Annotated in this window: 10 protein-coding genes and 1 pseudogene; 10 read left to right on the top strand and 1 reads right to left on the bottom strand. The window is 74.8% G+C overall.

Features of this window, described 5'->3' with window-relative positions; genetic code table 11:
• The 6 genes and pseudogenes from AB0I41_RS33205 to AB0I41_RS33180 form a co-directional block, all read left to right on the top strand.
• Positions 1-106, top strand: a pseudogene (locus AB0I41_RS33205) (electron transfer flavoprotein subunit alpha/FixB family protein); the annotation flags it as partial.
• A gap of 254 nt (positions 107-360) precedes the next feature.
• Positions 361-1,536 (top strand): cysteine desulfurase family protein, encoded by a 1,176-nt coding sequence (locus AB0I41_RS33200; protein ID WP_357114953.1) that lies wholly within the window; start codon positions 361-363, stop codon positions 1,534-1,536.
• A 172-nt stretch (positions 1,537-1,708) separates the two neighbouring features.
• Positions 1,709-2,782, top strand: coding sequence for a tRNA 2-thiouridine(34) synthase MnmA (mnmA, locus tag AB0I41_RS33195; RefSeq protein WP_357114952.1), 1,074 nt, complete (start codon positions 1,709-1,711; stop codon positions 2,780-2,782).
• A gap of 53 nt (positions 2,783-2,835) precedes the next feature.
• Positions 2,836-3,840, top strand: coding sequence for a methionine synthase (locus AB0I41_RS33190; protein ID WP_357114949.1), 1,005 nt, complete (start codon positions 2,836-2,838; stop codon positions 3,838-3,840).
• A 36-nt stretch (positions 3,841-3,876) separates the two neighbouring features.
• Positions 3,877-4,245: a VOC family protein gene (locus AB0I41_RS33185; RefSeq protein WP_357114947.1), complete on the top strand. Its 369-nt coding sequence runs from the start codon at positions 3,877-3,879 to the stop codon at positions 4,243-4,245.
• Positions 4,246-4,281: 36 nt separating this feature from the next.
• Positions 4,282-5,295 carry an ADP-ribosylglycohydrolase family protein gene (locus AB0I41_RS33180; protein WP_357114945.1) on the top strand — a complete coding sequence of 338 codons (1,014 nt, stop codon included), beginning with the start codon at positions 4,282-4,284 and terminating at the stop codon, positions 5,293-5,295.
• 112 nt (positions 5,296-5,407) lie between these two features.
• On the opposite strand, the gene AB0I41_RS33175 is transcribed toward AB0I41_RS33180, so the two are convergent.
• The gene (locus tag AB0I41_RS33175; protein WP_357114943.1) at positions 5,408-5,914 is read right to left on the bottom strand and encodes a type II toxin-antitoxin system PemK/MazF family toxin; all 507 of its coding nucleotides are present in this window, start codon (positions 5,912-5,914) and stop codon (positions 5,408-5,410) included.
• Between the two features lie 177 nt (positions 5,915-6,091).
• Here AB0I41_RS33175 and ligA point away from each other — a divergent pair, with 177 nt between their 5' ends.
• The 4 genes from ligA to gatA all read left to right on the top strand — a co-directional run bounded on the left by ligA (position 6,092) and on the right by gatA (position 12,687).
• Positions 6,092-8,227: an NAD-dependent DNA ligase LigA gene (gene ligA / locus AB0I41_RS33170; RefSeq protein WP_357114941.1), complete on the top strand. Its 2,136-nt coding sequence runs from the start codon at positions 6,092-6,094 to the stop codon at positions 8,225-8,227.
• Between the two features lie 157 nt (positions 8,228-8,384).
• The gene (locus AB0I41_RS33165; RefSeq protein ID WP_357114939.1) at positions 8,385-10,745 is read left to right on the top strand and encodes an EAL domain-containing protein; all 2,361 of its coding nucleotides are present in this window, start codon (positions 8,385-8,387) and stop codon (positions 10,743-10,745) included.
• Between the two features lie 164 nt (positions 10,746-10,909).
• Positions 10,910-11,215 (top strand): Asp-tRNA(Asn)/Glu-tRNA(Gln) amidotransferase subunit GatC, encoded by a 306-nt coding sequence (gene gatC / locus AB0I41_RS33160; protein WP_357114937.1) that lies wholly within the window; start codon positions 10,910-10,912, stop codon positions 11,213-11,215.
• On the top strand, positions 11,212-12,687 hold the full coding sequence (gatA, locus tag AB0I41_RS33155; RefSeq protein ID WP_357114935.1) for an Asp-tRNA(Asn)/Glu-tRNA(Gln) amidotransferase subunit GatA: 1,476 nt from the start codon (positions 11,212-11,214) through the stop codon (positions 12,685-12,687). Before gatC ends, gatA begins: the two co-directional genes overlap by 4 nt.
• Positions 12,688-12,733: the final 46 nt, after the last annotated feature.

The following is a 12,733-nucleotide window of genomic DNA, read 5'->3' as shown; positions in this document are numbered from 1 at the left end:
CAAGGACGGCGAGGCCCCGATCTTCGAGCTGGCCGACTTCGGCGTGGTGGGCGACCTGTTCAAGGTCGTGCCGCAGGCCGCCGAGGAGATCCGCAAGCGCAAGTGACCCCGCCTCCCGGGGCGCCGCCCCGCGGCGGCGCCCCGACCGGACGCGCAAGTACAGAGAAAGAGTGGCCATCCAACGCGGAATGGCCACTCTTTCTCGGTATTTGCACGGTCTTTGCCGATGCGGCGGGAGGGGAAGGGACGGGAGGGAGCTGATCGAACCGGGGAGGAGGCGCTCCCCGGCCCGACGGCGGGCCCCGGGCCAGGTGGTCCGGCGTCCGGCGGGTCGGCTCCCGGCCGTTAGGCTGAACGGTGATGGCATACCTGGATCACGCGGCGACGACCCCGATGCTCGACGAGGCGTTGGAGGCGTACGTCGCCACCGCCCGCGAGGTCGGCAACGCGTCGTCGCTGCACGCGGCGGGCCGGCGTGCCCGGCGGCGGGTGGAGGAGTCGCGGGAACGGGTCGCCGCCGCCTTGGGTGCCCGTCCCTCCGAGGTCGTCTTCACCGGCGGCGGCACGGAGAGCGACAACCTTGCGGTCAAGGGCATCTTCTGGGCCCGCCGCGCCGCCGACCCGGGCCGAACCCGGGTGGTCTCCAGCGCCGTCGAGCACCACGCGGTGCTCGACGCGGTGGACTGGCTGGCCGCCCACGAGGGCGCCGAGGTGGGCTGGCTGCCGGCGGACGCGGCCGGCCGACTGGACCCGGAACGGCTGCGCGGCGAGCTCACCGCGCACGCCGACCGGATCGCTGTGGTGACCGCGATGTGGGCCAACAACGAGGTGGGCACCGTCCAGCCGGTGGCCGAGCTGGCCGAGGTGGCGGCCGCGCACGGGGTGCCGTTCCACACCGACGCGATCCAGGCGGTCGGGCAGGTGCCGGTGGACTTCGCCGCCAGCGGCGTCTCGGCGCTCACCGTCACCGGGCACAAGCTCGGCGGCCCGACCGGGGTCGGCGCCCTGCTGCTGGCCCGCGACGTGGCGGCCATCCCGCTGCTGCACGGCGGTGGCCAGGAGCGCGACGTCCGCTCCGGCACGCTCGACGCCGCCGGTATCGTGGCCTTCGCGGTCGCCGTCGAGGCCGCGGTGAAGGGCCAGCAGGAGTACGCCGTACGGGTCGCCGCGCTCCGCGACGACCTGGTCCGGCGGGTCCGCGAGGCGGTGCCCGAGGTGGTCTTCAACGGCGACCCGACCGACCGGCTGCCGGGCAACGCGCACTTCTCCTTCCCCGGCTGTGAGGGGGACGCGCTGCTGCTCCTGCTCGACGCCCGGGGCATCGCCTGCTCCACCGGCTCGGCCTGCTCGGCAGGGGTGGCCCAGCCCTCCCACGTGCTGATCGCGATGGGCGCCGACCACGACCGGGCGCGCTCCTCGTTGCGCTTCACCCTCGGTCACACCAGCACCCCCGCCGACATCGACGCCCTGATCGCGGCCCTCCCGGCGGCCGTCGACCGGGCCCGCCGCGCCGCCGCCCTCCGCACCCCCCGCTGACCCCTCCCGCCCCGCCCTTCCGGTGGGCCGGTCGGGACGGCTCATCCGGTTCGTCCCCACCGTCGGCGCCGGTTCAGGCGGACGGGGGTGACCGGGGGCGCGGGGGCGGTGGCCGGGGGTGGGGTCGGTGGTGCGGGGGCGGATAGGGTCGTGGGGTGAGGGAGGTGGCACGGTGAGGGTTCTGGCGGCGATGTCGGGCGGGGTGGATTCCGCCGTCGCGGCGGCGCGCGCCGTCGAGGCGGGGCACGACGTGACCGGGGTGCACCTGGCCCTGGCCCGCAACCCGCAGACCTACCGCACCGGGGCGCGCGGCTGCTGCACCCTGGAGGACTCCCGGGACGCCCGCCGGGCCGCCGACGTGATCGGCATCCCGTTCTACGTCTGGGACATGGCCGAGCGGTTCCACGCCGACGTGGTGGACGACTTCGTCGCCGAGTACGCGGCCGGCCGTACCCCGAACCCCTGCCTGCGCTGCAACGAGAAGATCAAGTTCGCGGCGGTGCTGGACCGGGCGGTGGCCCTCGGTTTCGACGCCGTGGTCACCGGTCACCACGCCCGGCTCGGCGCGGACGGCCTGCTGCGCCGTAGCGTCGACCTCGCCAAGGACCAGTCGTACGTCCTCGCGGTGCTGACCCGCGAGCAGCTGGACCGGTCCATCTTCCCGCTCGGCGACTCCACCAAGGCGCAGGTCCGCGAGGAGGCGGCCCGGCGTGGGCTGGCAGTGGCCGACAAGCCGGACTCGCACGACATCTGCTTCATCGCCGACGGCGACACCCGCGGCTTCCTGGCCGGCCGGCTCGGCGAGGCGCCCGGCGACGTGGTCGACGCGCTCACCGGCACGGTGGTGGGCAGCCACAGCGGCGCGTACGCGTACACCGTCGGGCAGCGGCGCGGGCTGCACCTGGACCGGCCCGCCCCGGACGGCCGCCCGCGCTACGTGCTCTCCATCACCCCGAAGACCAACACGGTGACCGTCGGCCCGGCCGAGGCGCTGGACGTCTCGGCGGTACAGGCCAGCCGTCCCGTCTGGACCGGCGGCGAGCGGCCGACCGCGCCGGTCGAGTGCGAGGTGCAGCTGCGGGCCCACGGTGACGTGGTCGCCGCCACCGTCGAGCTGGCCGACGACACGCTCCGCGCCGAGCTGCGCCGTCCGGTGCGCGGGGTGGCCGCCGGGCAGGCGATCGTCGCGTACCGGCCGGACCCGGCCGGGGACGTGGTGCTCGGCTCGGCCACCATCACCGGCTGACCCGAAGCGCCGTCCGCGTCCGGGCGGCGACGCCCAACGGATACCCTTCGGCCGTGACTGATCAGCCCTGGCCCTGGCCCGAGGGGGCGGCGACCGGCATCGGTTCGCTGCCCGGCACCGACATCGCCGAAGCGCAGCGGGTCGTCCTCGGCGAGCTGCCCGCCCTGCCCCACCTGCCCGAACTGCCCGCGCGCGGGCCGGGCGCCGACCTGGTGGGGCGTACCGGCGGGTTGCTGGTGGAGCTGCCGGTCGAGCTCTACGCGGCCCGCTGGCGGATCGCGCCGCGACCCGGTCGGGACCTGCGCCGGGCCCGGGACCTGATGGAGCGCGACCTGGACCAGCTCGCCGAGCAGGCCGAGGGGTACGCCGGGCCGGTGAAGGTCCAGGCGGGCGGGCCGTTCACCCTGGCCGCGTCGTTGGAGCTGCCGATCGGCGGGCGGCTGCTGCGCGACCCGGGCGCGGTGCGCGACCTGACCGGTTCCCTCGCCGAGGGGCTGCGGCTGCACGTCGAGGCGGTGGCCCGCCGGCTGCCCCGGGCGTCGGTGCTGCTCCAGCTCGACGAGCCGTCCCTGCCGGCGGTGCTCGCCGGGCGGGTGCCCACCGAGAGCGGCTTCGGCGCCCACCGGCCGGTCGAGTCCGAGGTGGCCCGCGCGCTGTTGCGCTCCGTGATCGAGGCGGCCGGGGTGCCGACCGTGGTGCACTGCTGCGCGCCGGACGTGCCGCTGGAGCTGATCCGGTCGGCCGGGGCGGTCGCCGTGGCGCTGGACCTCGCCCTGGTCACCGACCTGGACCCGCTCGGCGAGGCGATCGACGCCGGGCTCGGGCTGTTCGCCGGCGCCGCGCCCACGCTGCCGCCGTCCGCCGGTCGCGCGCCGACCTCGGCCCAGGTCGCCGACCCGGTACGCGCGCTCTGGGACCGGCTCGGCTTCCCGCGCCGCCAGCTCGCCGAGCAGGTGGTGGTCACCCCGGCCTGCGGTCTCGCCAACGCCACCCCCGGGTACGCCCGGGCCGTGCTGGCCGCCTGCCGGGACGCCGGCCGGCGCCTGTACGAGGACTGAGGTTTTCTGTCGTACCCGGTGGGCAGGATGACGGTCATGATTGGACAGCTGCGTTCAGTGGTGATCGACTGCCCCGACCCGCGGGCCCTGGCCGGCTTCTACGCGGGGCTGCTCGGCCTGCCGCTGGTGGAGGACAATTCCGACGGCGACGACTGGGTGGTGCTCGGCGGCCCGCCGGGGCACCAGCCCCGGATCGCCTTCCAGCAGGCGCTCGACCTGCGGGCCCCGGCCTGGCCGGACCCGGAGCGGCCCCAGCAGTTCCACCTCGACGTGACCGTCGACGACATCGAGGCGGCGGAGAAGGCGGCGCTCGCCCTCGGCGCGCGCCGGCTGCCGGGCGAGGGGGACGGCTTCCGGGTCTACGCCGACCCGGCCGGCCACCCGTTCTGCCTCTGCTGGGACTGATCCCGTCGCGCCTGGCGGAGGTTGCGGCCGGGCGGCATGATCGCGGGCGTGATCGACTCCTCGCCCCGCCGCGCCTCCGGTTCGCTCTTCGGTCTCGCCTACGGGGACGCCCTCGGCAAGCCGACCGAGTTCCTGACCGTCGCCGAGATCATCCGCCGCTACGGCCCGGGCGGCCCGCGTGAGCTGGTCGGGGATCTGGCGCTGGTCACCGACGACACGCAGCTGGCCCTGGCCGTGGCGTGGGCGCTGCACGACGCGTCCGCGTACACCCCGGAGGTGGTCGAGCCGCTGCTGCGGCAGCGCTTCCTCGACTGGGCGGTCAGCCCGGACAACAACCGCGCCCCGGGGATGACCTGCCTGCGGGCCTGCGCGGAGCTGGGCCGGGGGGTGCGCTGGCAGGAGGCGACCGTGGCCGGCTCCAAGGGGTGCGGCGCGAACATGCGGGTCACCCCGGTCGGGCTGCTCGACGTCGACCTGGACACCCTCGCCGGGCTGGCCCAGCTCCAGGCCGGGCTCACCCACGGTCACCCGACCGGTTTGGCGGCCAGCGAGCTGACCGCGTACGCGGTGCGACTGCTGCGCGACGGCGCGGGCCTGGCCGAGCTGCCCGACCTGCTCACCGCGCGGGCCCGGGAGCAGCGGCGGGTCTACCGCGCCGACTGGCTCGGCGACCTCTGGCAGCGGCCCGGGGTGGACTCACCGGAGGAGTTCATCGCCCGCGGCTGGGACGAGTGCCGGCGGGTGCTGGAGCGGCTCGCCGCCGCGCTGGGCCGACCGGACGACGGCGGCGACCCGTGCCGGGACACCGGCGAGGGGTGGATCGCCGAGGAGGCGCTGGCCACCGCCCTGCTCTGCGCGCTGCGCCACCCCGACGACCCGGTCGACGCGATCGCCCGGGGTGCGACCACCGCCGGCGACTCCGATTCCATCGCCGCCCTGGCCGGCGCCTTCGTCGGCGCCGCCCACGGCATGGCCGCCTGGCCCCCGGACTGGTCCACCCGCATCGAGTACGCCGACCACCTCACCACCCTCGCCACCCCCTGGGACTGACCCCGTACTCCTGGCACCCCCGGTTGATCATGAAGTTGGCGACAGTTCGACGATCGATCAGTGCCGTCAACTTCATGATCGAGGCAGGGAACGGGGGGTGGGTGGGGCGCGGTCAGGTGGGGAGGTGGGGAAGCGACTTGAGGCGGCGCCAGAGGGCCTGGTCGCAGGTGCCGGCGCGGTTGGTGAAGGCGCCGGTCGGGACGTGGACCGGTTCGGCCAGGTCGAGCCAGCTGTCGTGGTCGGCGTCGGGGTCCCAGTCGCGGGTCGGGATGCGTACGTGGTCGTCGCGGCTGCTCTTGTCCTGACTGGTGATCTTGAGTATCTCGGCGCCCCGGTCGTCGGCGCGCAGCACCAGACAGGGGCGCACCTTCGAGCCGGTGCCGTCGTGGTACGGGACGTCGGCCCACCAGATCTCGCCCGGCCGGGGCGTACCCGTGGGGGTGCGCGGGCGGGGCGGCGCGGTCGGGCGGGCCCGGTCCCGGGGCGGCGTGCCCCGCTCGGGCCGGGTGCGGGTGCCCCCGCCGGACGGGCGGCCACCGCGGCGCCGCCACTCGTTCCAGGCCCAACCGGCGGCCACGGCCAGCACGACCAGCACCGCCCACCACACCCACTCGGGCATCCGTACCCCTGCCTCTCCCGGCGTCGACGACCGCCGACGTGCGGCGATCGTCGCACGTCCGGCGCGTCGCCGCCCGTCGGGCGCGGCGGGGGTGGCGGGGGATTGTCCCACCGGCCCGATACCGTGCGGAGGTAGCGTGATCACGGGGAGATCCCACTGGTGTCCGGAGGCGGCAGGGTGTCCGAAGAAGCGATCCCTCAGCAGGTCAGCCCCGCGCAGGAGGCGGCGGCCGGCGGCGAGCCGACCCCCGAGGCGCGGGAGCGGCACGCCACGCTGAGCCAGGAGCTCACCGAACACCAGTACCGCTACTACGTCCTCGACGCCCCCACCATCGCCGACGCGGAGTTCGACCAGCGGCTGCGCGAGCTGGAGGCGCTGGAGGCGGAGTTCCCGGCGCTGCGCACCCCCGACTCGCCCACCCAGCGGGTCGGCGGCAGCTTCTCCACCGACTTCACCCCGGTCACCCACGCCGAGCGGATGCTCTCCCTCGACAACGCCTTCGCCGACGAGGAGCTGGCCGCCTGGGCCGAGCGGGTCGAGCGGGACGCCGGCGGCCCGGTGCCCTACCTCTGCGAGCTCAAGGTCGACGGCCTGGCGATCAACCTCACCTACGAGAAGGGCCGCCTGGTTCGAGCGGCCACCCGGGGCGACGGGCGCACCGGCGAGGACGTCACCGCCAACGTCCGCAGCATCCGGGACGTGCCGAGCCGGCTGACCCCGTCGGCCGAGTTCGGCGAGCTGCCCGAGCTGGTCGAGGTGCGCGGCGAGATCTACTTCCCGGTGGCCGCCTTCGCCGACCTCAACGCCGGCCTGGTCGAGCAGGGCCGGGCGCCGTTCGCCAACCCGCGCAACGCCGCCGCCGGCAGCCTCCGCCAGAAGGACCCGCGGATCACCGCGTCCCGGCCGCTGCGCCTGGTGGTGCACGGCATCGGCGCCCGGCGCGGCTTCCAGCCGATCGCCCAGTCCGAGTCGTACGCGGCGCTGAAGGCGTGGGGCCTGCCGACCAGCGACCGCTGGCGGGTGGTGCCCGACCTGGCCGGCGTCGCGGAATACATCGCCCACTACGCCCAGCACCGGCACGACGTCGAGCACGAGATCGACGGCGTGGTGGTCAAGGTCGACCCGGTCTCCATCCAGGGCCGGCTCGGCTCGACCAGCCGGGCGCCGCGCTGGGCGATCGCCTTCAAGTACCCGCCCGAGGAGGTGACCACCAAGCTGCTCGACATCGAGGTCGGGGTAGGGCGCACCGGCCGGGTCACCCCGTTCGCCGTGCTCGAACCGGTGCGGGTGGCCGGCTCCACGGTCGCCCAGGCGACCCTGCACAACGCCCGCGAGGTCGAGCGCAAGGGCGTGCTGATCGGCGACACCGTGGTGCTGCGCAAGGCCGGCGACGTGATCCCCGAGGTGCTCGGCCCGGTGGTCGACCTGCGCCCCGCCGACGCCCGCCCGTTCGTCATGCCCACCACCTGCCCGGCCTGCGGCACCCCCCTGGCCCCGGCGAAGGAGGGCGACGTCGACATCCGCTGCCCCAACGCGCGTACCTGTCCGGGGCAGATCCGCGAACGCGTCCACTACCTGGCGGGCCGCAAGGTGCTCGACATCGAGGTGCTCGGCGAGAAGGGCGCGGCCGCGCTGGTGGACGCGCAGACCATCACGAACGAGGGCGACCTGTTCTCCCTCGACGCCGAGCAGCTCGCCCGCTCGCCGTTCTTCGTCAACAAGGACGGCAGCCTCGGCAGCAACGCCACCAAGCTGCTGGACAACCTCGCCGTCGCCAAGGAACGCGACCTGTGGCGGGTGCTGGTCGCGCTCTCCATCCGGCACGTCGGCCCCAAAGCGGCGCAGGCCCTCGCCCGGCACTTCCGGTCGATCGAGGCCATCGACGCGGCCACCGAGGAGGAACTCTCCTCGGTGGACAGTGTCGGCCCGACCATCGCCGCCAGCATCAAGGAGTGGTTCGCCGTCGACTGGCACCGCGACATCGTGGCGAAATGGGCCAGGGCGGGCGTCCGGATGGCCGAGGAGGCGGTCGATGAGGGGCCGCGCCCGCTGGAGGGGGTCACCGTGGTGGTGACCGGCACGCTCGCCGGGTTCAGCCGGGACCAGGCGTCCGAGGCGATCCAGAGCCGGGGCGGCAACGTCAGCGGCTCGGTCTCCAAGAAGACCGGCTTCGTGGTGGTCGGCGACAACCCCGGATCCAAGGCCGACAAGGCGGCCACCCTCAAGGTGCCGGTCCTCGACGAGGACGGTTTCCGGGTGCTGCTCGACCAGGGCCCGGACGCGGCCCGGGAGGTCGCCCGCGTCGAGGGGTGAGCCGGGTGGAAGGCCGGGGATCTTGGGGTCGTATACCAACTTAATTACGACTACGACCGATTCGTGACTGTCGGGTCGGGGTACGGGCGGTCAGGGCGTTTCATTGGGGCACGGTGCGCGACCGGCGCGCACCGCGACCGGATGCCCGGGAGGTGCGATGGAGACCACCGACCCCCGCAACTCCGTCCCACCCGGACGGGAGGCGCGGTTCGCCGGCTTCGTCGCCGCGGTGGTCGGGCTGGCATTGCTGGTCTCCGCCCTGCCGCTGACCGGGCTCCCCGACCGGCTGCCCCGGCTGCCGGTGGCGTTCTGGGCCATGGCGGCGCTCGCCGTCGCCTGCGACGCGCGGCCCTTCGTCCCACCCGGGCGGCGGCACACCTCGGCGGTGTTCCCGTCCACCTGCTTCACCTTCGCGATCCTGCTCGGCTGGGGGCTGGGCCCGGCGGTGGCGGTGCAGGCCGTCGCGGTCGCCGTCTCCGGCTGGCGGCTGCGCCACGCCCTCTGGCGGACCACCTTCAACGCCGCCCAGTACGCCTGCGCGCTCGGCGCCGCGTACCTGGTGCTCCGGCTCGGGCCGGGCGGGCTGTTCGACGGTGGCCGGCTGGGCTGGACGGACGTGGCCGCAATCGGCGGCGCGACTCTCACCTGGTTCGCCGTCAACTACGGCCTGGTCAGCAGCGCGCTGCGGCTGCGCTTCGGCGGCCGGTGGTGGCCGAGCGTACGCCAGGCGCTGCCGTACGAGCTGCTCTCCACCGGTTCGCTGCTGCTGCTCGCCCCGGTGCTGGTCACCGCCGCCCGGGCCAGCGCCGCGCTGATCCCGCTGGTGCTGGTGCCGCTCTTCGCCGTCTACCGGATGTCCCGGCTCTCCGCCGAGCAGGAACACCTCGCGGCCCTCGACCCGCTCACCGGCCTGCCCAACCGCAAGGCCCTGCTCGCCGAGGTGGCCGAGCAGGTGCACCTGCACGCCGAGCGGGTCGCCAAGGGCGACCGGGACGCCCACCTCGCCCTGCTCCTGATCGACCTGGACCGGTTCAAGAACGTCAACGACGCGCTCGGCCACGCCGTCGGGGACCGGCTGCTGGTCGAGGTGACCGCCCGGCTGGTCGACGTCGTCGGCGGGCGGGACATGCTGGCCCGGCTCGGCGGGGACGAGTTCGCCATCGTCGCCGGCCGGCTCGCCGGCGTCGACGAGGCCCGCGAGCTGGCCGACCGGGTGGTCGCGGCGCTCACCGAACCGGTGTCGCTGGACGGGCTGCCACTGGACGTGGGCGCCTCGATCGGCATCGCGCTCTTCCCCGAGCACGGCGAGGACTTCGCCACCCTGATGCGCCACGCCGACGTGGCGATGTACGACGCCAAGCACCGCAACGACACCGTCGCCGTCTACGCCGCCGAGTCCGACCACAACTCCGCCGAGCGCCTGGGGCTCCTGGCCGACCTGCGCCGCGTACTCGACGCGGGGCCGTCGGCCGGTCGGACCGTGCGGGGCGGGGACGGCGCGACGCTGCCCGCCCGGCTCGCCACCGGCTCGGACGCGGCCGGCGGGTCGACGCGGTGGTGGCCGCGGCGCCGGCGGGCGCCGGTGGCGGTGGACGGCTCCGACGAGCTGCTGAACCAGATCCTGACCGGTGCCGACCCGACCCGCCGCCGCGCCGGGCAGCCCGCCAGCGAACCGGAGCGGCCGGAGGTGCCGGCGGCCCCCGCCCCGGCGGAACGGGCCGAGGACGCGGCGGCCGACGTCGGCGCCATCACGATGTACTACCAACCGCAGATCGCCATCGCCACCGGTGAGGTCGTCGGGGTGGAGGCGCTGCTGCGCTGGCGGCACCCGCGCCGGGGCATGGTGGATCCGGAGGAGCTGATCCGGGTGGCCGAGCAGAGCGCGGTGATGCGGCTGCTCACCCAGCGGGTGGTCGACGACGTGGTGGAGCAGTTGGCCAAGTGGTCGGCGGCCGGCATCCACCTCCGGGCGGCGCTCAACGTCAGCGTCCGCGACCTGCACACCGGCGAGATCGCCGACCGGATCGCCGACCGGCTGGCCGCCTTCGGGGTGTCCCCCGAGCGCCTGCAACTGGAGATCACCGAGGGGGCGCTGATGGCCGACCCCCGGCGGGTGCTCACCACCATCTCCCGGCTGCACCGGCTCGGGGTGGCCATCTCGCTGGACGACTTCGGTACCGGGTACTCGTCGATGCAGCACCTGCGCCGGCTGCCGCTGGCCGAGGTGAAGGTGGACCGGTCGTTCGTCCTCGGGATGGCCGACGACGCCGACGACGCGGCGATCGTCCGGTCGATGATCGAGCTGGCCGGCGCGCTCGGCCTGCGGGTGGTCGCCGAGGGCGTGGAGGACGAGCGGACCTGGCGGATGCTGCACGCGGCCGGCTGCGACGTGGCGCAGGGCTGGTTCCACGCCCGGCCGATGCCGGCCGAGGAACTGGCGAACTGGCTGACCCGGTACCGGCCGGTGCGCCCGGCCGGCGGCCCGGACGCCGAGGCGCCGCACCGGCCCACCCGCTGAGGCCGGGCGACGATCGACCGTTCCGCCCGGGGCGGAGGGGGAGTCGGAGGCGTCGGCGCGACCGCAGGACAATAGACTCGCTCCGGTCACCGCGCGTCATCTCACCGGAGACCGCGCGGCCGGCAGACCGCAGACGCAGCAGGACAGCCACGAAGGGGGCACCGATGGCCGCCATCTCCCGCGAGGAGGTCGCGCACCTGGCGCGACTGTCGCGGCTCGCCGTCACCGAGGAGGAGTTGGACGTCTTCGCCGGCCAGCTCGACGTGATCCTCCAGTCGGTGGCCCAGGTCGGCGAGGTCGCCGCGGCGGACATCCCGCCGACCTCCCACTCGGTGCCGCTGACCAACGTGCTCCGCGAGGACGTGGTGACGCCGTGCCTGACCCCGGCGGAGGCGCTGTCGGGCGCGCCCGACGCCGACCAGCAGCGGTTCCGCGTCCCGCGGATCCTGGACGAGGATGTGGCCTCATGAGCGACCTGACGAGAATGACCGCGACGGAGATCGCCGGGCTGGTCGCCAGCGGTGAGACCTCCGCCGTCGAGGTGACCCGGGCCCACCTGGGCCGGATCACCGCCGTCGACGACCGGGTCCGCGCCTTCCTGCACGTCGACACCGAGGGTGCGCTGGCCGCCGCCCGCGCGGTGGACGAGCGCCGGGCCGCCGGCGAGGAGCTGGGCCCGCTGGCCGGCGTGCCGGTCGCCGTCAAGGACGTGCTCACCACCAAGGGCGTGCCGACCACCGTCGGGTCGAAGATCCTGGAGGGCTGGCGCCCGCCGTACGACTCGACGATCGTGCGGCGGCTGCGCGACGCCGGCACGGTGATGCTCGGCAAGACCAACATGGACGAGTTCGCGATGGGCTCCTCCACGGAATACTCCGCGTACGGCCCGACCCACAACCCGTGGGACCTGGACCGGATCCCGGGCGGCTCGGGTGGCGGCAGCGCTGCGGCGCTGGCCGCGTACGAGGCGCCGCTGGCGATCGGCTCGGACACCGGCGGCTCGATCCGCCAGCCCGGCGCGGTCACCGGCACCGTCGGCGCGAAGCCCACCTACGGCGGCACCTCCCGGTACGGCCTGGTGGCGTTCTCGTCGTCGCTGGACACGCCCGGCCCGTGCGCCCGTACCGTCCTCGACGCCGCGCTGCTGCACCAGGTGATCGGCGGGCACGACCCGCGCGACTCGACCTCCATCCCGGCCCCGGTGCCGGACGTGGTGGCCGCCGCGAAGCTCGGCGCCACCGGCGACCTGACCGGCGTGAAGCTCGGCATCGTCACCGAGTTCACCGGCGAGGGCGCGGAGCCGGGCGTGATGGCCGCGTTCCGCGAGTCGGTCGACACCCTGGCCAAGCTGGGCGCGGAGATCGTCGAAATCTCCTGCCCGCACTTCCGGTACGCGTTGCCGGCGTACTACCTGATCGCGCCGAGCGAGTGCTCCTCCAACCTGGCCCGGTTCGACGGCGTCCGGTTCGGCCTGCGGGTCGGCGACGACGGCAACCGGTCGCTGGAGGAGGTCATGTCGCTGACCCGGGAGGCCGGCTTCGGCCCCGAGGTCAAGCGGCGCATCATGATCGGCACGTACGCCCTCTCCTCGGGCTACTACGACGCCTACTACGGGCAGGCGCAGAAGGTCCGCACGCTGATCACCCGGGACTTCACCGCGGCGTTCGAGCGGGTCGACGCGCTGATCTCGCCGACCACCCCGTTCGTGGCCTTCCCGATCGGGGCGCGTATCGCCGACCCGTACCAGATGTACCTGGCCGACCTGTTCACCATCCCGACCAACCTGTACGGCGGCCCGGGCATCTCGGTGCCGTGCGGGCTCTCCGACGGGCTCCCGGTCGGCCTGCAGGTGATGGCCCCGACGATGGCCGACGACCGGATGTACCGGGTCGCCGCCGCGCTGGAGTCGGTGGTCGGCACGTTCACCCCGCCCCAGCTCTGAGCCGGACCGCCGCGACCGGCGCCGACGGATCCACGTCGGCGCCGGT

It is taken from the genome of Micromonospora sp. NPDC050200 (assembly GCF_040656135.1).
In the GTDB taxonomy this organism is placed as follows: Bacteria; Actinomycetota; Actinomycetes; order Mycobacteriales; family Micromonosporaceae; genus Micromonospora.
This window is presented reverse-complemented; position numbering and strand designations above follow the sequence as displayed.